Here is a 19647-nt window from a genome sequence, read left to right on the forward strand (position 1 = left end):
GCCATGACTGCGACCGCCAAGCTCAGCGTCATCGCGCCTTCCGTGCAGACCTCGCAGGCCGCGCGCGATTCCGGCGCCCTGATCGAGATCGCCGGCCTCAACAAGATCTACCGCACGCGCGAGGGCCACCACATCGAGGCGCTCAAGGACGTGAACTTCGACATCGCCGACGGCGAATTCGTCACCGTGGTCGGACCGAGCGGCTGCGGCAAGTCCACGCTGCTGAAGATCCTCGCCGGCACGCTTCGGCGCTCCTCGGGCTCGGTCAAGATCCGCCAGCGGCCGATCGACGGGCCGAGCCGCGATGTCGGCGTGGTGTTCCAGGCGCCGGTGCTGCTGCCCTGGCGCACCGTGCTCGAGAACGTGCTGGTGCCGATCGAGATCCAGGGCCTGTCGATGAAGGAGTACGAGCCGCGGGCGCGCGACTACCTCAAGCTGGTGGGCCTCGAAGGCTTCGAGAACAAGTACCCCAACGAACTCTCGGGCGGCATGCAGCAGCGCGTGGGCATCAGCCGCGGGCTGGTGCACGAGCCGGCCTTCCTGCTGATGGACGAGCCTTTCGGCGCGCTCGATGCGATGACGCGCGAGACCATGAACCTCGAACTGCTGCGCATCTGGTCGCAGAGCCGCAAGACGGTGATGCTGGTCACGCACAGCATTCCGGAGGCCGTGTTCCTCGCCGATCGCGTGGTCGTGATGTCGCCGCGCCCGGGACGCATCACCGAGATCCTCGAGATCGACCTGCCGCGGCCGCGCACGCTGGAGATGATCAATTCGGAGCGTTTCGGCGGCTACGTGTCCGCTATCCGCCGGCACTTCCATTCGCTGGGACTCGACGCATGAACACCGCAACCCTCGATACCGGCATGCCGCACGACGATCTCGTCGCCGAACGCCCTGCCCTCGCCTGGCTCGGACCTCGGCCCGAGCTGCCGCTGTCGGCGCTGCTCTTCGTGCTGGTGGTCGGCGGCTGGGAACTCGCGGTGCGCCTGCTGCAGGTGACGCCGCTGCTGCTGCCCGCGCCCTCGGCCGTCGCCGTCGCGCTATGGGAGGGCATCCGCAACAACACCTTCACCCACCACCTCGGCATCACTTTCTACGAGACGATCGCGGGCTTCGTGCTGGGTGGCGGCCTGGGCCTGCTGCTGGGCGCCGTGATCGCGCAGTTCCCGCTGGTCGAGCGCACGCTCTATCCCTACGTGGTCGCGTTCCAGACGATTCCGAAGGTCGCGATCGCGCCGCTGTTCGTGATCTGGTTCGGCTACGGCATGGCCTCGAAGATCGTGATCACCGCGACCATCGCCTTCTTTCCGGTGCTGGCCAACACGGTGGTCGGGCTGCGCTCGGTGCCGGCCGATCAGCTCGAGCTGCTGACGGCCTTCACCGCCTCGCGCTGGCAGGTGTTCCGGATGGCGCGCATTCCGCATGCGCTGCCCTTCGTCTTCGTCGGGCTCGACGTCTCGATCGTGCTGTCGGTGATCGGCGCCATCGTGGGCGAGTTCGTGGGCGCGCAGGCAGGCCTGGGCTACCTGATCCTGCAACGCACCTTCTCGATGGACACGGCCGGCATGTTCGCGATCCTGATCTTGCTGTCGGCGATGGGGCTGGGCCTGCACTGGATGGTGCGGTGGACCGAGCGCAAGGTGGTGTTCTGGGCCGAGTCCGAGCACGAGCGGATCTCGGGCGCTTGAATCGCTCTTCTTTTTTCTTTCGACTTTTCCTTCGATGAAAGGCAGGTTCCGAATGCAGAGACTGATGAAGATGGGATGCACGCTCGCGCTGTGCGCAGCCGCGTGGATCGTGCCGGCAGCCGCGTCGGCCCAGGCTGCCAGGCCGCTGAAGAAAGTCAGCATCGCGCTCGGCGGCGTGACCGTGATCAACGTCACCTATCCCTGGCTGATGATGCCGATCGCGCTCGACTACTGGAAGAGCGAGGGCTACGACGTCAACGTCATCGCCGCGCCGGGTTCGGTACAGGCGGTGCAGCAGCTCGCCACCGGCAACGTCGACTTCGCGCAGGTGAGTTCCAACGTCGCGATCCAGGCCAACGTCGCCAGCAACATCCCGGCGCGGGTGGTGATGGACAACAGCGTGATCGATTGGGCGGTGGCGGTGCAGGCCGATGGCCCGATGCGCACGGTGGCCGACTTCAAGGGCAAGAACATCGGCATCGTGAGCCTGGCCAGCGGCGGCCTGCCGCTGCTGCGCTCGCTGCTCAAGGCCAACGGGCTCGACCCGGACAAGGACGTGAACATCATTCCCACCGGTGCCGGCGCGCCGGCGCTGGAGGCGCTGCGCTCCAACCGCGTGCAGGGGCTGATGTTCTGGAACGCGGCGATCGCGGGCTTCGAGAACGCGGGCGCGAAGCTGCGGCTGTTCCGCAGCCCCGAGTGGCAGCGGCTGCCCGACTTCTCGCTCACCGTGCTGCAGCGCACCGCCGAGCGCGACCCGGCGATGGTGGAAGCCATCGTGCGCGGCGCGGCCAAGGCCAGCCTGTTCGCGGTCAGCAACCCCGAATGCGTGCGCAAGCTGCACTGGGCGCGCTTCCCCGACAGCAAGCCGACGGGCAGCGACGATGCCGCGCTGGCGCGCTGGGACGACAACCTGCTGCGCGCGCAGATCGAGTCGATGAAGGCAGCCTTCGAGATGAACGGCGGCAAGCTCTGGGGCCGCGCCACGCCCGAGGCCTTCGGGCGCATGCAGGACTTCATGCTCGACGCCAGGATGATCGAGCGCAAGGTCGCGCCCGCCACTTTCATCGTTGCAAACGAAGGCTTCTTCGAGCGCGTGAACAACTTCGATGCAGAAGCGGTGGTGAAACAGGCGAAGGCCTGCGCACCACGGTAGGCGGGCGAGCGAATCCTGCCTCAGCCCTCCTCGTAGCTCAGCTTCGGATACCAGTCCTTTCCCCGTCCGCCCGGGGTCATGTCGAGGATGGTCCAGATCGGCATCGCATCCACCGGGCCGCTCGCGTTTCGGGCCGAACATCCAGTTGTAGGTGACGAGCGTGTCGTGCCCTTCGAAAAGACCGGACAGCGAAACCGGCCCGCGTTCGCCCTCGAAGCGATAGTCCTGCGGTCATCGTCGCTCTCGCCGGGAAAGCGCCGGCGGCTGGCATTGGCAAGTGGGGTGGCGGGCTTCAGCGCCGGGTCATGCGTCATGTGGCGGCTCCTTGGGGTTCAACCGTTCCTTCCACCGCCATGGTGGCAAGTTTCCGGCCGAACACCAAGCACCGCCTGGTTTCAGGATGAAGCTACTTGCCGCCGAGCAGATCGTTCGTGAAGTAGGCAGCGCTCGGCTTGGGCGCCTCGATCTCGCCGGTCTCCTTGAGCATGGCCAACGCATCGACGATGACCTTGTCGTCGGTCCAGCCCACGGGATGGCCCTTGGACATCGGGATCGCCGCAGCCGTCGCCTTGACCTGCGCGGCGACCGCCGTAGCGCTCGGATGGCCGGGCCAGTTCTTCATCATCATCTCGGCGGCCTCGGGCGTGTTCTTCTTCATCTCGCTCACGCCTTCGCCGACGGCCTTGAGGAACTTGCGCAGGACTTCCGGCTTCTTCGCGATGATGGCGTCGCTGCTCACCAGCGCCATGCCCGGCACGTCGAGGCCGTGCTTGTCCATCTCCAGCACCACGAACTTGGTGCCTTCCTTCTCTTCGATGATGGGCAGGTCGTTCGTCTGGTAGACGCTCACGACGTCGACCTGGTGCTGGATGAACTGCGTCACGCGGGTCTGTGCATTCACTTGCACTCGCTTCACCTTGTCGCAATCGATGCGGTTCTTCTTGCAGAACGAGTCCAGATAGGTGGTGCCGGTTTCACCGATCGATGTCGCGATGGACTTGCCCTCGAGATCCTTGGGCACGCGCACCGGCTTCTCGGGCCAGGAGATGAGCGCGACCGGCGTCCTCGGGTGGTAGAGCGCGACGATCTTGATCGGCATGCCCTTGCTGATGGCGGTCAGCGCGAACACGCCCGGCAGCAGCACCAGATCCTCCTGTCCCTGCAGCAATCCGCCCAGCGCGGCCGGTGCGCCGGCGCCCTCGCCGAGGCGAACCTCCAGGCCTTCGCGGGCGAAGTAGGCCTTCTCCTTCGCGACGTACAAGGCTGCGTATTCGCCCTTGAGCTTCCAGCTGAAGCGCACATTGACCTGCTCCGCGGCCGAGGCCGTGGCGCTGACCGAACTCCACACGGCGATGCCGAGCAACGAATGAACAAGGACCTTGGCAAACCGTCGAACCGTCGTCATGGGAATGGCTCCGAATAGAGAAGATCACACACTGTGATCACAATAATTCGGACTGTCAAGCATTCGAATCTCAGCGACGCCTTTGCGCGTGAATCGGCACCAACTCGCGCCACGGATTCACGCAATTGGGTCCGAGGCACCAGAAAGACCATCGCTGAGCGACCTGTGGCGCGCCTCGCGCACGAGTCGTGCGATGTGGTTCGGCGACAGGGGCAACGCCACGACCTCGACGCCGAGGGACTGCAATGCGTCGGCCACCGCGTTCGCGATGGCGCCCCCCGCGCCCTCGATGCCGCCCTCGCCCACGCCCTTGGCGCCGAGCGGATTGAGCAGCGAAGGCCCGAGATCCATGTGGTAAGCCTCCACGCGCGGGAAGTCGGTGCTGGTCGGCAGCAGGTAGTCGGCAAAGCTGCCGCACACCATCTGTCCCTGCGCGTCGTAAACGAATTCCTCGAGCAAGGCGCCGCCCAATCCCTGGACCGAAGCACCGAGCACCTGGCCGTGCACGATCAGCGGGTTGATCACCGTGCCGCAATCGCCCACCGTGACCAGCCGCTCGACCTCGAGCACCCAGGTCATCGGGTCGATCGTCACGTGAACGATCTGCGAACCGTATTCGAAAGTCACGACCTTCTGCTCGAAGCTGCCGTCGGCTTCCAGCAGCTCACGTGCCATTTCGCTGCCTTGCGCGGCCTCTTCGCACAGCTGGCGGATCGTGAGCACGGGTTGCTGCGTGCGGTCGTTCATCACAGCGCCACGCTCGTAGCGCAGATCGTCCGCCGCACCCTCCTGCCGCCGCGCCGCTTCCTTCAGCAATTGCGACACGAAGGTCTCCCCCACGCGCTTGACCGCGCTGCCGCCCATGACCAGGCCGCGGCCATGGTAGGTGCCGAAGCCGTGCGCCAGGCCAGTGGTGGAGCCGTGGTGCACGCGCACCTGTTGCGCGGCCACGCCGAGTTCGTCGGCCAGGATCTGCGCGAAGCTGGTTTCGTGGCCCTGCCCGCTGCTGGAGGCGCCCGAGTACAGGTCGAATTCGTCCGCCGAACGCACGACGAGGCGCGCATATTCGGCCGGCCCCGCGCCGCTGCTGTCCACGAAGCAGGCCATGCCGATGCCGTGGAACTTGCCGTCCACCTGCCGGCCGCGCAGGCCGGCCAGCGCGGCGTAGTCGATCTTCTCCAGTGCCTGCCGGAACACCGCGGGATAGTCGCCGGTGTCGTACTCGGCGGCGCCTTCGTACGGCACCAGCTTGCCCATCGGATACGGCATCTGCTCGCGCCGGATCAGGTTGCGAAGGCGCATCGCCGCCGGATCGAGACCGAGATCCTGCGCCATCATGTCCATCAACCGTTCGCGAAAGAAGTTGGCCTCGTAGCGTCCCGGACCGCGGTAGGTGCCCGAGGGCGTCTTGTTCGTGACGAGCGCATGCACCTCGCAGTGGTAGTTCGCGATGTCGTAGGGGCCGGGCAGGAAGGACGCCGCCTTGGCCGAGACGATGCCGCCGGTGGTGCGCGCATAGGCGCCGATGTCGGTGCGCATGCGCGCGCGCAGGCCCAGGATCCGGCCTTCGCGCGTGGCCGCGATCTCCAGTTCGCAATCGATGTCGCGCGAATGGTTCATCGCGATCAGGTTCTCGCGCCGGTCCTCGATCCACTTCACGGGTCGGCCGACCCGACGCGCCGCCGCCGGGATCAGCAGATCCTCGGGATAGAACTCGCCGCGCGAACCGAAGCTGCCGCCGACGTCGATCTCGATCTGGTCGATCCGGTCTTCCGCCAGGCCCATCATCTGCGCCAGCAGGCGCCGGTTGTAGAACGGCACCTTGGCCGCGCCCCAGACGCTCAGGCGCCCGGTCGCGGCATCCCACTGCGCCAGCAGTCCGCGCGTCTCCAGCGGCACCGACGAATGCCGATGGCAATGGAAGCACTCCTTGCGCACGTAGTCGGCCTTTGCGAAGACGGCATCCGGATCGCCGCGGCTCACCTCGTAGTGGGCGGCGACGTTGCTGGCCCGGTGCGCATGCACGAAGACTTCGCCGTGCAGGGCACGGTCCATGTCGGCCACCACATCCAGCGGCTCGATGTCCGCGTAGACGAGGTCGGCACCGTCCTCGGCGACATAGCGGTCCTCCGCGATGACGACGGCCAAAGGCTCGCCGACATAGCGCACCGTGTCGACGGCGATCGGCAGCTGCAGGAAGTGCTCGAACCCCGGCACCGGCCCCACGCGCACCGGAATCTCCGAGCACCACGCGGCAATGTCGGCATGGGTGAGCACCGCGAGCACGCCCGGCATCTCGAGCGCGGCCGACGCATCGATGCCGACGAGGCGCCCATGCGCCACAGCGCTGCGCACGATCACCGCATGGCACATGCCGGGCAGCTGCATGTCGTCGACGAAACATCCTTCGCCGCGCAGGAAGCGCGCATCCTCGAAGCGCTCCAGCGCGCGACCGACCTCAGGCAGATCGCGGTTCATGATGCCGATCCGCCCGCGCTGCGTGGATGCGCGGCTGCGGCCTCGATCGCATCGACGATCGGGATGTAGCCGGTACAGCGGCACAGGTTGCCGGAGATGGCATCGACGATCTGTTCGCGCGCCGGACACGGTGTCTCGGCCAGCAGCGCGTGCGCCGTGACCAGCATGCCGGGCGTGCAGAAGCCGCATTGCAGCGCGTGGTGGCGCCTGAAGCATTGCTGCAGCACGGACAGTCCCCGCGGCGGCGACAGCCCCTCGACCGTCACCACGCGACGGCCGTTGATCTGCACCGCGAGCGTCAGGCAGGAGCGCACGGCCGCACCGTCCAGCAGCACCGTGCAGGCGCCGCACACGCCGTGCTCGCAGCCGAGGTGCGTGCCGGTCAGGCGCAGCGCGCCGCGCAGGAAGTCCGCCAGCGTCCAGCGCGGCTCGACGCTGGCCGACACGGGTGCATCGTTCACGAATGCGGTGATCGAGATCTTGTCAGGCATGGTAAGAGGCGTTGGCATCGGCCAGGGCCTGAAGGAGTGCGCGCGTGGTCAGCGCCTGCACCAGCTCGCTGCGGTAGTCGGCGCTGGCATGAAGATCGGAGCGGCATTCGATCGCGTCGCGCGCGTGCAGCGCGGCCCGATGCACGCGGTCGGGATCGGGTCGATGCCCCTGCAGTTCGGCGGCCGCTTCGGGCAGCACGACCGGACTGTCGGTCGCACCGAAGACGACGATGCGTGCCGATTCGCACAGGCCATCGGCATCGATGTCGAGCACGCACACGGCACCGACGATCGCGAAATCGCCCTTGCGCCGCGAGACTTCCTGAAAGCCCCAGCGCCGGGTGGGCGGCCACGCGGGAAAGACCACCTCGGTCAGGATTTCATCCGGTGCCAATGCGGTCGCGAACATGTTGATCAGGAAATCCCGCGCCGGCAGGCGCCGCACACCGGCCAGTCCCTGCATCACCATTTGCGCCTCGCAGGCGAGGCACAGCGCGGGCCACTCGGCCGACGGATCGGAATAGCAGAGGCTGCCGCCGATGGTGCCGCGGTTGCGCACCGCCACGTGGGCCACCAGGTGCATCGCGTGGTGGACCAGCGGCAGGCGCTCGCGGATCAGCGGGCTGGTCTCGAAGAAGCGATGCCGCGTCATCGCACCGGCCACGAGCGAGCCATCGGCTTCGACGCGCACGCCCGACAACGCCTCGATGCCATTGAGATCGATCAGCGCGCTGGGCGCGGCCAGCCTGAAGTTCAAGGCCGGCATCAGGCTCTGCCCGCCGGCGAGCGGCCTCGCACCCTCGCCATGCAGATCGAGCAGATGCAAGGCCTCATCGAGCGAGGTGGGCGCGAAATAGTCAAACACCGGCGGCTTCATGGCGCTCCAGAAGTGCAGCTTGGCGCTGCGCGGATTGTTCTTGCATGGTGAGAATTATTTATCGCATAATGAGAACAGTCAAACGACGCAACCACCTGATCCCCCATGGCCCCTCCCCGCAAGCCGTCAAGGCCTTCGCCCGCCCCCATCGATCGCCTCGCGAAGCGGCCGGCAAGCCGCCAGACCACGGGCGCCGAAAGTGCGCGCAAGGTCCTCGGCCTGCTGCTGCAATTCAACGCCAAGCGCCCCTGGCTCTCGATCGACGCGCTGGCCGAAGCCGTGGGCGCACCCGTCAGCACGACCTACCGCTATGCGGCGCTGCTCAAGGAGATGGGCTTTCTCAGCGATGACGGGCAAGGCCGGTACTGCATCGCACCGACGTTGCTGCGTGTGGCCGCGGCGGGACGCGAGGCCATCCGCTATCCGGAGCTTGCCAAGGCCGAGGTCGCAAGCCTGGCGGCACGAACGGGAGAGACGGTGCTGCTGATCCAGCCCGTAGGCGGCAACGGCGTGTGCATCGACAAGGTGGAATCGCCGCACGCGATGCGGATTGCCTACGAACTCGGCGCGGCCTTTCCGCTGCACCGCGGCGCGGCGCCGAAGGTGCTGCTCGCGTTCCAGTCCGACGCAGAGCGCGAGCGCTACCTGCAGCAGCTTCGCGCCGAAGCACGAGGCCAGGCTGTCGCGCAGCTGCGCAAGGAACTCGACCAGATCCGCGCAGACGATGTCGGATACAGCAGCGCGGAAATCACCTCCGGTCTCTGGGCGGTTGCCGTGCCGATCCGCCAGGCCGACAAGGTGGTGCTGGCGCTCTCCGTCGCCGGGCCGGCGTTCCGGATCGGCCCGAGGGCGCGCGCCAGCATCGAGCGGGACGTGCGCGCAACGGCCGCGCGGATCTCCGCGCTGCTGTCCGAACTGGGCGATTCGGCCTGAGCCCCGGGTCGCGAGGCCGTCTTCGTCGCGTCAGGTCACGCCTTGGGCCAACATGGCATCGGCCACCTTGACGAAGCCAGCGACGTTGGCCCCGTCGACATAGCTGACGCGCCCGTCCTCCCGGGTGCCGTTGTGCAGGCAGGCCGCGTGGATGCTTTGCATGATCTGGAGCAGGCGCTTGTCCACCTCCTCGCGCGGCCAGGACAGTCGTTCGGCGTTCTGGCTCATCTCCAATCCGGATGTCGCGACGCCGCCCGCGTTGCTCGCCTTGCCTGGCGCGAAGAGCACGCCGTGCTGCTCGAACACCCTCACTGCGTCGATCGTCGTCGGCATGTTGGCGCCCTCGGAAACGCAGATCACCCCATTCCCGACGAGCGTCTTCGCATCTTCCTCGTTCAATTCGTTCTGCGTGGCGCTCGGCATGGCGACGTCCACGGGAACGTGCCAGGGTGTCGCACCCGCGATGAAGCGTGTTCCGGTCTGCCTGGCGTAGTCGCTGACGCGGCCATACAGGTGGTTCTTGACCTCGCTCAGAATCGCCAGCTTCTCCGGCGTGAATCCTTCTTCGTCGAGCACGGTACCGCTGGAATCCGAGACCGTCACGACCTTGGCGCCGAGCGCCATCGCCTTTTCGATCGTGTACTGCGCCACGTTGCCCGCGCCGGAAACGGCGACGCGCATGCCGTCGAGGCTGCGGCCCGCATGGTTGAGCATCTCCTGCACGAAATAGACGTTCCCATAGCCGGTGGCCTCGGGACGGATCAGCGAGCCACCGAACGAAAGGCCCTTCCCGGTGAAGACGCAGTCCGCGCGGTTCGTGAGTTTCTTCATCATGCCCGCCATGAAGCCGACCTCGCGGGCGCCGACGCCGATGTCACCCGCGGGGACATCGGTGTAGGCGCCGAGATGCCGATACAGCTCGGTGATGAACGCCTGACAGAAACGCATCACCTCGCCCTGGCTGCGGCCTTTGGGATCGAAATCCGAGCCGCCCTTGCCGCCGCCCATCGGCAATGTGGTCAGCGCGTTCTTGAAGGTCTGTTCGAAAGCAAGGAACTTGAGGATCGACAAATTGACGGAGGGATGAAAGCGCAGGCCACCCTTGTACGGACCGATCGCCAGACTGTGCTGAATCCGGAATCCGCGATTGACCTGGACCTCGCCGCGATCGTCGACCCACGAGACACGGAACATGATCACGCGCTCGGGCTCCACCAGGCGTTCGAGCAGCCCGTATGAGCGGTATTTGGGGTGCTTTTCGATGAAGGGCCAGAGGCTCTGTATCACCTCCGTCACCGCCTGAAGGTATTCCGGTTGCCCCGGGTTGCGTTGGCCTACGTAGGCAAGAAAATCATCGGCGGTCGCGTGCGTCATCTGGCTCCTTGGAATGAGGCTTGAATTTATCGAGCCGCGTATTTTGAGGGATGCCGACTGCTGCGCAGGAACCATGCAAAATGCGCTGCTCTCAATGGAAGAAGCCGGGGACTCTCGATGAATGAAGGCGTGGTGGACGGCGGGTTGTTCGTTCAATCGTTCGCGAAAGGCCTGGATGTGCTGCTCGCATTCGATGCGGGTCGAACGAGCATGAACCTGCCCGAGCTCGCCTCGGCAGCCGGCATCAGCAAGAGCGCGGCACAGCGCTTCGCCTTCACGCTCGAGGCGCTGGGCTATGTGACCAAGGATGCGGAGTCCAAGCGCTATTCGCTGACACCCCGGGTGCTTGAATTGGGCTACCGCTACCTGCAGGTGGATCGCACCCTCGAGCGTGCGAATCCCTATCTGCTCGAGTTGAATCGGCAGTGCGGCGAGACCGTGAACATTTCCGAACCCGACGGCGTGGACATGATCTTCGTGGGCCGCTTCCCTGGCCGTCAAACCATGCCGGTCTACATGCCGGTCGGGCGCCGATTGCCGATGTTCTGCACGGCGGCAGGGCGCGCCTACCTGGCGGCATTGCCTACAGATGCGGCGCGCGAAATCCTGCAGCGCTCGGACCGTCGCCGTTACTCGCCGACCACCGTGACAGAGATCCCGGAATTGCTCGAGCTGTTGGCTCAATCGCGCGAACGCGGCTACAGCCTCGCCAACGGCGAGTACTACCAGGGCGACCTCGGCATCGGTGTACCGATCTTCGATCGGATGGGTCGACCGATCGCGAGCATCAATGTCTCGGGATCGAGCACGCGGTGGACGCTGGATCGACTGCAAGAGGAGATCGCGCCGATGCTGATGGAGACCATGCGCCTGATTTGCACGACGCCGCCTTCAGCCAAGGATGCCGAGCCGTTCCGTGTCGGCCTGCACCCTCAGGCAGTGCCCGGCCGGCGCAATGCGGCGCGCCGGAAAACCTGAAATCCGCGCGGCGTTTCCGAGGTCGACCGTTCTTTCAAGCCATGCTTGACAACGGACAAGCTCAAATCCATCATATCGATTATCACCACGAGCGTATCGCTATTCGATTTATCGAGTGACGGGTGATGGACAGCTTGCGCGAGGACTTGCTCGCGAAATCTTGAAACGGAATGGAGAACGGCATGCAGGAATCCCGGCGCGACTTCGTGGGCCAATCGGCTGGCTTGCTCTTTTCGCTGACGGCGCTCGCGCCGGCGTGGGCTCAGCCGGCCGCGCGGCAAGGTGGGACGGTCACGTTGGCGTCCCAGACCATGCGAACGCTCAACTCGGCGATCCAGTCGGGCAACGCGACCGGTGTTCCGGCGACGCAGATCTTCGCCGGGCTCGTGCAACTCGACAGTCGTTTCAAGCCGCAGCCCTACCTCGCCCGCAGTTGGGAAGTCTCTCCGGACGGGCTGGTGGTTCGCTTCAAGCTCGTCGAAGGCGCGACCTTCCATGACGGCCGGCCGATCAGGGCGCGCGATGTCGCGTTCTCGATCGAAACGGTCAAGGCATCGCACCCGTTGATGTCGGTGACCTATTCGGCCGTGCTCGAATCGGTGCGCGCGGTGGATGACCTGACGGTGGAGATCCGCCTGAAGCATCCGTTCCAAGGCTTGTTCGGCGTGCTGACGCCGGCGCTCACGCCGATCATCCCGGAGCACGTCTACGGTCCGGCCAACGGGCCGATCCAGACCAACCCGGCCAACGCGAAACCCGTCGGCTCCGGCCCGTTCCGGTTCGTCGAATGGAAGGCCGGCGAATACGTGATCCTGGAGCGCAACCCCCATTTCTTCCGGCCGAATCGGCCGTACCTGGAACGCGTGGTGCTGAAGATCGCCGAAGATTCGCTGTCGCGCAGACTCATGCTCGAACGGGGCGATATCGACTATCTCCCCTTCTCCTTCCTGCGGATTCCGGACATGGTGAGTCTGCAGTCCAACCCGAACATGGTGACGGTGCGCTCGGGCTATGAAGCACTCGGTCCTGTTGCCTACCTCGAGATGAACCTGCGCCAGGCGCCACTGAACGATCTGCGCGTGCGCCAGGCGATCGCCCACGCGATCGACAAGGACTTCATCGTCAAGACGCTGCATCACAAGCTGTCGAAGCGGCTGGACGGCCCGCTGCACAGCGGGAACGAGTACTTCGATGCGAAGGCCGTCACGGTCTATCCGACCGACCTGGCCAAGGCCAACGCCTTGCTCGATGCGGCCGGCCATTTGCGAAAGGCAGAGGGCACCCGTTTCGCGTTGACGCTGGACATCCCGACCTTCGACCCGGACAGCATGTCGCTGGTGGCCGAGTACCTGCGATCCCAGCTGCGGCGCGTGGGCATCGACATCACGCTGCGCATGTCCACCGATCTCGCCGACTGGTCCAACAAGGTCGGACAGTGGAACTATCAATTGACGATGAATTCGACGTGGAACTGGTCCGATCCGCTGGTGGGCGTGCATCGTTCCTTCCTCAGCTCGAACATCAAGAAGGTGGCGTGGAGCAACACGGGCGGCTATTCGAATCCGAAGGTGGACGACCTGCTCGATCGTGCGGCCGTGGAGCCGGACCCCGGCAGGCGCCGCGCCTTGTACGCGGATTTCCAGAAGACGGTCACCGCGGACTTGCCGCTGATCTGGACCAACGAAAGCATCTACGTCACGTTCCACCACAAGCGGGTGAAGAACGTTCCGAACGGCGTGTTCGGCGCGCTCGCGCCCTTCGACGAGATCGTGGTCGCATGATCGCGCTGTCTGCAGACGTCGGTGGCACGTTCACCGACCTCGTCATCGCGGACGGGCGCACCGGCGCGACCTATGCCGAGAAGGTGCTCAGCACACCGGGATCCAGCGACGCCATCTGCAACGGCATCGAGCGGCTGGCGCGCCGTGCCGGTGTGGCTGCGAGCGACATCGACAGCTTCGTCCACGGTTTCACGATCGCGACCAACGCCTGGCTCACCCGGTCGGGCGCGCGGGTGGCGCTCGCGGTCACTGCCGGCTTTCGCGATGTGCTCGAGATCGGCACGCAGCGCCGGCCGCAAACCTACTCGCTGACCCAGCAGCGGCTCGCGCCGCTGGTGCCGCGCTCCCGCGTGATCGAAGTCGACGAACGGACCGATTCGGCCGGCCAGGTGGTCCGTGCGCTGTCCGCGGCCGACGCGGCCCGCGCCGCCGATGCGATCGCTGCGGTCGAACCGGAAGCCGTGGCCGTGTGCCTTCTGTTCAGCCACCTCGACGACACGCATGAACGCCTGCTGCTGGAAGCGCTGCGCAAGCGCCTGCCCGACGTGCCGGTGTACCTGAGCAGCGTGATCAATCCGCAGATCGAGGAGTACCCGCGCGCCAACACCACCGTCACGGCCGCCTACGTGGGCCCGGCCGTCGATCAGTACATCGGAAAGCTGGAGCGCGCGCTGCCGAAGATCGGCGTGCGTGCGCCGATCCTGATGATGCGCAGCGACGGCGGCGTGTCGACGGTGCGCGCCGCGCGCGACAACCCCGCAAGCATGCTGCTCTCGGGACCGGCGGGCGGCGTGATCGCGGGACAGGGCATCAGCCGCGAGCTGGCCGTGCCCGAGCTCATCACCTTCGACATGGGCGGCACTTCGGCCGACTTCTCCCTGCTCAGCGACGGCCAGTCGCGCATGGCGAATGAGCGGCTGCTCAAGGGCGAAGTGCTGCGCATCGCGTCGCTCGACATCCAGACCATCTCGGCCGGTGGCGGCTCGATCGGCTGGGTCGATCTCGGTGGTGCCATCCGCGTCGGGCCCACATCGGCCGGCTCGGTGCCCGGCCCCGCGTGCTACGGCCTGGGCGGGGAGCACCCGACCTTGACCGACGCCGCGCTCATCACCGGGCTGCTGAATGCAGACGAGTATCTGAATGGCGAGATGCAGCTCGACCTGGCCGCCGCGCGCCGCGCCATCGATGCGCATGTGGCGCAACCGCTGGGCGTGCCGATCGAGGAAGCGGCCTTCGGCATGCTGACGATGGCCAATGTCCAGATGGCGCAGGCGATCCGCGGGCTGTCGGTGGAGCGCGGCTACGACGTACGCAACTTCGCTCTGCTGTCGTTCGGCGGCGCCGGTTCGATCTTCGCGCCCTTCCTCGCGCGCGACCTGGGCATGTCGGAGGTCTTGATTCCGCTGCGGCCGGGCGTTCTTTCCGCGGAGGGTCTGTTGCTGTCGGACATTCGTTACGCGCTGCAGAAATCCTTTCACGGGCCCCTGGAGGCCGTGGCCCCCGAGGCCCTGCGAGAAGCCTACAAGGCGCTGCGGCAACGCGCCGAAGAGGCGTTCGCGCGGGACGAGGTCGCACCCGCCGACCGCGACATGCGGCCGCTCGCCGATCTGCGCTTCCAGGGACAGATGCACGAGCTGACGGTCGAGATGCCCGCCGCCGTGCTCGAAGACTGGTGGTCCGCGGCCGATGTGTTCGAGCTGTTCCGCGCGCGGCACGAACGCGAGTTCGGCTTCGCCGATGCAGCCTCGCCGGCGGAGATCGTCAATGTGCGCATCGAGGCGGTCGGGCGTGTGCGCCGGCCGCAGGCGCAGCAGGATACGCGCCGCGATGACCATGATGACAGCCACCCCGGTGCGCCACCGCGCACGCGTGACATCTATCTGGGGCCGCAAACGGGATGGGTGCGCAGCCGCGTCATGGCGCGCTCGCAACTGCGCGAGGGCGACACCATCCCCGGCCCGCTGGTCGTCAACCAGCCCGACACGACCGTGTTCGTTCTGCCGCAGCAGAGCCTGCGCGTCGCACCGGGCGGCATTCTGCGAATCCGTGATCGCGAGGTAGCGCAATGAGTGGCTTGGCAAATCTTCTGGACCGCGATGTCTTCCAGTTCCAGCTCAGCGCGATCGCCGAGGAGATGTCGGCCGCGCTTCGGCGCTCGGCGTTCTCGCCCATCATCTGGGACATGCTCGACTATTCCTGCGCGGTCTTCACGGCCGGCGGCGAATTGCTGGCGCAGGCCGAGACGATTCCTGCCCAGCTGGGCGTGATGGGCCATGCGCTGCAGGGCGTGGCCCGCGAGATCCCGCTCGATACCTGGCGGGAAGGCGATGTCCTCATCTGCAACGATCCCTACCGGGGTTGCACGCATACGCCCGACGTCGTTCTCTTCAGCCCGGTGTTCGCCGACGGCCGGCTGGTCGCGATCGCCTCGACGATTGCCCATCATGTGGACATCGGCGGCAAGCTTCCCAGCACGACGGCGCCCGACAACCTGGAGGTGTTCGCCGAAGGCTTGCTGTTCCCGCCCATGAAGCTCGTGGAAGGCGGCGTTCGCAACGAGACCATCTTCAGGTTCATCGAAGGCAACGTGCGCAATCCGCGGGCTTGCATCGGCGACCTGTCGGCCCAGATCGCGGGCTGCCGCACCGGCGAGCGGCGCGTTGCCGAGCTGAGCGATCGGTATGGGCGCGAGCGATTCCTCGAGCTGGCCGGCGAATGCCTGGACTACGGCGAGCGCTATGTCCGCAATGCCCTGCGGGCGCTGCCCAACGTGGTACGCCGCGCCGAGCTGCTGATGGAGGACGACGTCAGCAGCCCGGAACCCCTGCGCATCGCCGTCGAAGTGACGATCGGCGAGACGGACATCACCATCGATTTCACCGGCACCGACCGGCAGCGGCGCAATGCCCTGAATTGCCCGCTGTCTTCCACCCACTCGATGGCGCTGTACGCCATTCGCGGCCTCACGGCAGCCGATGGCCCGCGCAACGAAGGCGGCAACCGAGCGGTGCGCATTCGCGTACCCGAGGGATCGTTCCTCAATCCGACGCGGCCGGCCGCGGTAGGCAATCGCCACTTCGCGCAGCAGGCGGTGGCCGACGTGGTCCTCAAGGCACTGGTCGACGTGGTGCCCGAGCGCTCGTCGGCCGGCTCGCAGATTTCCTTTCCCGGCCTGCGGGCCGGCGGCTTCGATCCGCGCGGCGGCCCCGCCGAGCCGGCGCGCTATTTCATCCTGCACGACATCATCGGCGGCGGCATGGGCGGCTTCGATGGCGGCGACGGGCTCGACGCGGTGGACACGCACGGCGGCAACTGCGGCGTCCTGTCGGCGGAGATCGTCGAGACGATCAGCCCTGTGCGCGTGCGGTGCAGCGAACTCGTTCAGGGGTCGGGCGGCCCGGGGCGGCAGCGCGGCGGACTCGCGATGCGCCGCGATTACGAGATGCTGGCCGATGACCTCATGGTCAGCGTTTTCTTCCAGCAAGGCAATGCAGCGACGGCGCCCTGGGGCGCATTCGGCGGCGAAGCCGGCCGGCCGGCTTCGGCGGTCCTGAACCCCGGCCGGCCCGATGCGCGCCCGCTGTCGACGAAGGCGATCGGCGTCGGGCTGCGTCGAGGTGATGTGGTGCGGCTGGAAAGCGCGGGCGGCGGGGGCTGGGGTCCGGCGAGCGAGCGCGACCCGGCCCTGACGGCCCGCGATGCCGGCGAGTCCTATGTCTGACAGTCATTCGATCGCGATACGCCAATCGGTCCAGACATCGGTGGAGCGGCCGGGCGACGGTCTGGACCGATCGCTGTGGGCACGGACCGCAGCGCCCGCGCCGGCGCTGCCGGTGCTGCGCGGCAGCCACCGTGCCGAGGTGGTGGTGGTCGGCGCGGGATACACGGGGCTCGCCACGGCGCTGGCGCTGATCGAGCGCGGCGTGCAGGTGGCCATCGTGGACGCTCGCGAACCCGGCTTCGGTGCTTCGGGCCGCAATGGCGGCCAGGTGATTCCGGTGTTCAAGCATGAACCCCAGGCCATCATGGCGCGCTTCGGCGAGGAAGCGGGACGCGACATGATCGACATGGTCATGCGCTCGGCCGACGATGTCTTCGCGCTGATCGACAAGTACGGCATTGCCTGCGACGCCGAGCGCACGGGCTGGATCCAGGGTGCCCGCAACGCCGCCGGCGGGCAGGTGCTGCATCGGCGCTGCCTGGCCTGGCGCAAGGTCGGCGCCGACGCGCAGCTGTTGGACGCCGACGAGATCGCGCAGCTGTCCGGCACCACGCATTTCCGATCGGGCTGGTTGCTCGGCAACGCCGGCAGCGTGAATCCGCTCAAGTACGCGCGTGGCCTGGCGAGCGCGGCCGTCGGCCGCGGCGCTTCGCTGTTCGTCGGTTCGCCGGTGGTCCGCCTCGAATCCGTGGACGGCGCATGGCGCGTCGCCACGCCGGAAGGCGAGCTTCATGCGCGCCGCGTCGTGCTCGCGACCAACGGGTACTCCACGCGCTTGTGGCCCGGTCTTCGCGAATCCATCGTGCCGCTGTATTCGATGCAGATCGCCACCGATCCGCTGCCCGCCGCGCTCGGCGCGAGCATCCTGCCGCGCCGGCAGACGATGACCGACGACCGGCACCTCGTTCACTACTTCCGGCGCGACGCGGCCGGGCGTTTCGTGATCGGCGCGCGCGGGCCGTTCCGGCCGGACCCGAGCGCCCACGACGCGCGCCGGCTGATCGCGATGGCCAGGCGTCTCTATCCGCAGCTCGATGAAGTCGCGTTTCCGTTTCGCTGGGCCGGCCGCGTCGCGATGACGCCCGATTTCATGCCACACCTGCACCGCCTGGCGCCGGGCCTGACGACCGCGCTCGGCTTCAATGGCCGGGGCGTTGCAATGACCGCCGCGATGGGCCGCGTGCTCGCACAGGCCTGCCTGGACGATGGCGACCGGCGGCTGCCCTACCCGGTGTCCGCGCTGCACCCGATTCCACTGCACCGCCTGCATCGCGCAGGGGTGCAAATGATGATGTCGTACTACCGTTTGCGCGACCGGCTCGCCTGAGCGCCGATCGCTCGCGAGCGGTGCGCCGGGTCTCCGCGCCATCGCTTCTCGGGCGCATCTGCAGCGCCTGATTCAAGAGGTCCGCCACGCGCCGATATCGATAGACAATGGCGGTGATGTTCGGAAGGGAATCCGGTATGTACCTGGCGCATCTGGTCTCCCACTACGGGTACGCCGCCGTGTTCGCCGGCAGCCTGCTCGAGGGCGAGTCCGTGCTGTTGCTGGCGGGTCTTGCGGCCCATCGCGGCTATCTCTCGTTGATCCCGGTCGTGGCGCTGGCGTTCTGCGGCGGCACGCTGGGCGATCAGATTCTTTTTCATCTGGGCCGCCGCTATGGCACCGTCATGCTGCGCCGGTCGCCGGCCATGGCGGCGCGCGTCCGGCTCGTCACGCCGCTGATTGAACGTCACCAGGCGGCCTTGATCATCGGCGTGCGATTCATGTATGGCCTGCGCCTCATCGGGCCCTTCGCGATCGGCATGACCGACGTGTCGGCCTTCCGATTTGCGCGGCTGAACATGCTCGGCGCCGCGCTCTGGGCGCCGCTGTTCACGGGCCTGGGCTATCTGTTCGGTCAGACGCTGCACTGGCTGATCGCCGATCTCGATCGCTACGAAGGCATGGCCCTGTTGGCGGGTGTTGCCATCGCCGCCGCAGTGGGCCTGGTTCGCTGGCTGTGCATGCGCCGTCGCCGGCGAGCAGATGGATGCCCAAGGGCAAGCTCGTCCTGAGCGGGATGGCGCAGCAGTCGCGTGCCGCCGGGCTTTGTCAGGCAACGCAGGCGCGTGCCGCGTCGAGGATCACCTCCTCGGACGGAAACTTGCCGATGCCGGCCAGGCCCTCGGCGCCGCACTCGATGTTCGCCCAGCGCACGATGCCCTCGCGATCGATCAGGAACAGGGCCTTCAGCTGCGGCCACTGCCGCTCGACCTCGCCCTGGTCGGTCGGCGTGTAGGCGTAGCCATCGCGTTCCTGCATCAGCTTGGCCACCTCGGCGATCGGCAACGGTTCAGGCAGGTCGCCGAATGGATTGATGCGGGTCTCGGCCATGGCCTGCAGCATGTCGGGCGTGGGTTCCGGTTTGGGCACCCGGTAGGCACGGTGCGTGGTCAGATCGGGGTCGGCGGCCAGGCGCAGCCGCGTCGGCCGGAACTTGAAGTACAGCCGCGCGTTCTCCGGCTCGGTGGCCACCACGGCGACGGTCTCGACACCCAGCGCCTTCAGTCTGCTCTCGAAGTTGCCGAGCTGGACGAGCTGCCGCCGGCAGAACGGACACCACAGGCCCAACAGCAGCGCCAGGAACAGCGGACTGCGTCCGCGGTATTGGTCGAGTGAAACGACCTCGGGTCCGGCCACCGCCGGCAGCGCGAAGTCAGGGGCCGCGTCTCCCGGCGCCATGGGCGGAAGCATCGCTGCAGTTGAGGTTGTCATGTCC

The 19647-nt window shown here is 66.9% G+C and carries 16 protein-coding genes; 10 read left to right on the top strand and 6 right to left on the bottom strand.

Annotated features, from left to right (window positions below; translation table 11 throughout):
* The first annotated feature begins 3 nt into the window (after positions 1-3).
* The 3 genes from E5P2_RS36295 to E5P2_RS36305 are packed head-to-tail and all read left to right on the top strand — an operon-like array spanning position 4 to position 2847.
* Entirely contained in the window at positions 4-843 is an 840-nt protein-coding gene (locus E5P2_RS36295; protein WP_162571905.1) for an ABC transporter ATP-binding protein, read from the top strand.
* On the top strand, positions 840-1691 hold the full coding sequence (locus E5P2_RS36300) for an ABC transporter permease (protein WP_232081054.1): 852 nt from the start codon (positions 840-842) through the stop codon (positions 1689-1691). The genes E5P2_RS36295 and E5P2_RS36300 overlap by 4 nt, the downstream gene beginning before the upstream one ends.
* 52 nt (positions 1692-1743) lie before the next feature.
* Entirely contained in the window at positions 1744-2847 is a 1104-nt protein-coding gene (locus E5P2_RS36305) for an ABC transporter substrate-binding protein (protein WP_232081055.1), read from the top strand.
* A gap of 406 nt (positions 2848-3253) precedes the next feature.
* On the opposite strand, the gene E5P2_RS36315 is transcribed toward E5P2_RS36305, so the two are convergent.
* From E5P2_RS36315 to E5P2_RS36330, 4 genes are all read right to left on the bottom strand, one after another.
* Positions 3254-4252, bottom strand: a complete 999-nt coding sequence (locus tag E5P2_RS36315; RefSeq protein ID WP_162571907.1) for an ABC transporter substrate-binding protein — start codon at positions 4250-4252, stop codon at positions 3254-3256.
* A gap of 117 nt (positions 4253-4369) precedes the next feature.
* Positions 4370-6730 (bottom strand): xanthine dehydrogenase family protein molybdopterin-binding subunit, encoded by a 2361-nt coding sequence (locus tag E5P2_RS36320; RefSeq protein WP_162571908.1) that lies wholly within the window; start codon positions 6728-6730, stop codon positions 4370-4372.
* A complete protein-coding gene (locus E5P2_RS36325; RefSeq protein ID WP_162571909.1) occupies positions 6727-7221 on the bottom strand; it encodes a (2Fe-2S)-binding protein in 495 nt (164 codons plus the stop codon). The genes E5P2_RS36320 and E5P2_RS36325 overlap by 4 nt, the downstream gene beginning before the upstream one ends.
* Positions 7214-8098, bottom strand: coding sequence for an FAD binding domain-containing protein (locus tag E5P2_RS36330; RefSeq protein WP_162571910.1), 885 nt, complete (start codon positions 8096-8098; stop codon positions 7214-7216). The genes E5P2_RS36325 and E5P2_RS36330 overlap by 8 nt, the downstream gene beginning before the upstream one ends.
* Positions 8099-8203: 105 nt before the next feature.
* Here E5P2_RS36330 and E5P2_RS36335 point away from each other — a divergent pair, with 105 nt between their 5' ends.
* Entirely contained in the window at positions 8204-9031 is an 828-nt protein-coding gene (locus E5P2_RS36335; protein WP_162571911.1) for an IclR family transcriptional regulator, read from the top strand.
* A gap of 30 nt (positions 9032-9061) precedes the next feature.
* Here E5P2_RS36335 and gdhA read toward each other — a convergent pair whose 3' ends face one another.
* The gene (gene gdhA / locus E5P2_RS36340) at positions 9062-10405 is read right to left on the bottom strand and encodes an NADP-specific glutamate dehydrogenase (protein WP_162571912.1); all 1344 of its coding nucleotides are present in this window, start codon (positions 10403-10405) and stop codon (positions 9062-9064) included.
* 117 nt (positions 10406-10522) lie between these two features.
* Between gdhA and E5P2_RS36345 the strand changes: the two genes are divergently transcribed.
* From E5P2_RS36345 to E5P2_RS36370, 6 genes are all read left to right on the top strand, one after another.
* Complete coding sequence (locus E5P2_RS36345) at positions 10523-11383, top strand: IclR family transcriptional regulator (RefSeq protein WP_162571913.1); 861 nt, start codon at positions 10523-10525, stop codon at positions 11381-11383.
* Between the two features lie 182 nt (positions 11384-11565).
* Positions 11566-13164, top strand: coding sequence for an ABC transporter substrate-binding protein (locus E5P2_RS36350; protein ID WP_162571914.1), 1599 nt, complete (start codon positions 11566-11568; stop codon positions 13162-13164).
* Positions 13161-15233, top strand: coding sequence for a hydantoinase/oxoprolinase family protein (locus E5P2_RS36355; protein ID WP_162571915.1), 2073 nt, complete (start codon positions 13161-13163; stop codon positions 15231-15233). Before E5P2_RS36350 ends, E5P2_RS36355 begins: the two co-directional genes overlap by 4 nt.
* A gap of 5 nt (positions 15234-15238) precedes the next feature.
* Positions 15239-16885: a hydantoinase B/oxoprolinase family protein gene (locus tag E5P2_RS36360; protein ID WP_162571916.1), complete on the top strand. Its 1647-nt coding sequence runs from the start codon at positions 15239-15241 to the stop codon at positions 16883-16885.
* Entirely contained in the window at positions 16878-18212 is a 1335-nt protein-coding gene (locus E5P2_RS36365) for an NAD(P)/FAD-dependent oxidoreductase (protein ID WP_162571917.1), read from the top strand. Before E5P2_RS36360 ends, E5P2_RS36365 begins: the two co-directional genes overlap by 8 nt.
* 107 nt (positions 18213-18319) lie before the next feature.
* Positions 18320-18943, top strand: a complete 624-nt coding sequence (locus E5P2_RS36370; RefSeq protein ID WP_232081056.1) for a DedA family protein — start codon at positions 18320-18322, stop codon at positions 18941-18943.
* Positions 18944-18980: 37 nt separating this feature from the next.
* Here E5P2_RS36370 and E5P2_RS36375 read toward each other — a convergent pair whose 3' ends face one another.
* Positions 18981-19643: a redoxin domain-containing protein gene (locus E5P2_RS36375; RefSeq protein WP_232077689.1), complete on the bottom strand. Its 663-nt coding sequence runs from the start codon at positions 19641-19643 to the stop codon at positions 18981-18983.
* Positions 19644-19647 lie beyond the last annotated feature (4 nt).

The organism is Variovorax sp. SRS16 (genome assembly GCF_901827165.1).
GTDB lineage: Bacteria > Pseudomonadota > Gammaproteobacteria > Burkholderiales > Burkholderiaceae_C > Variovorax.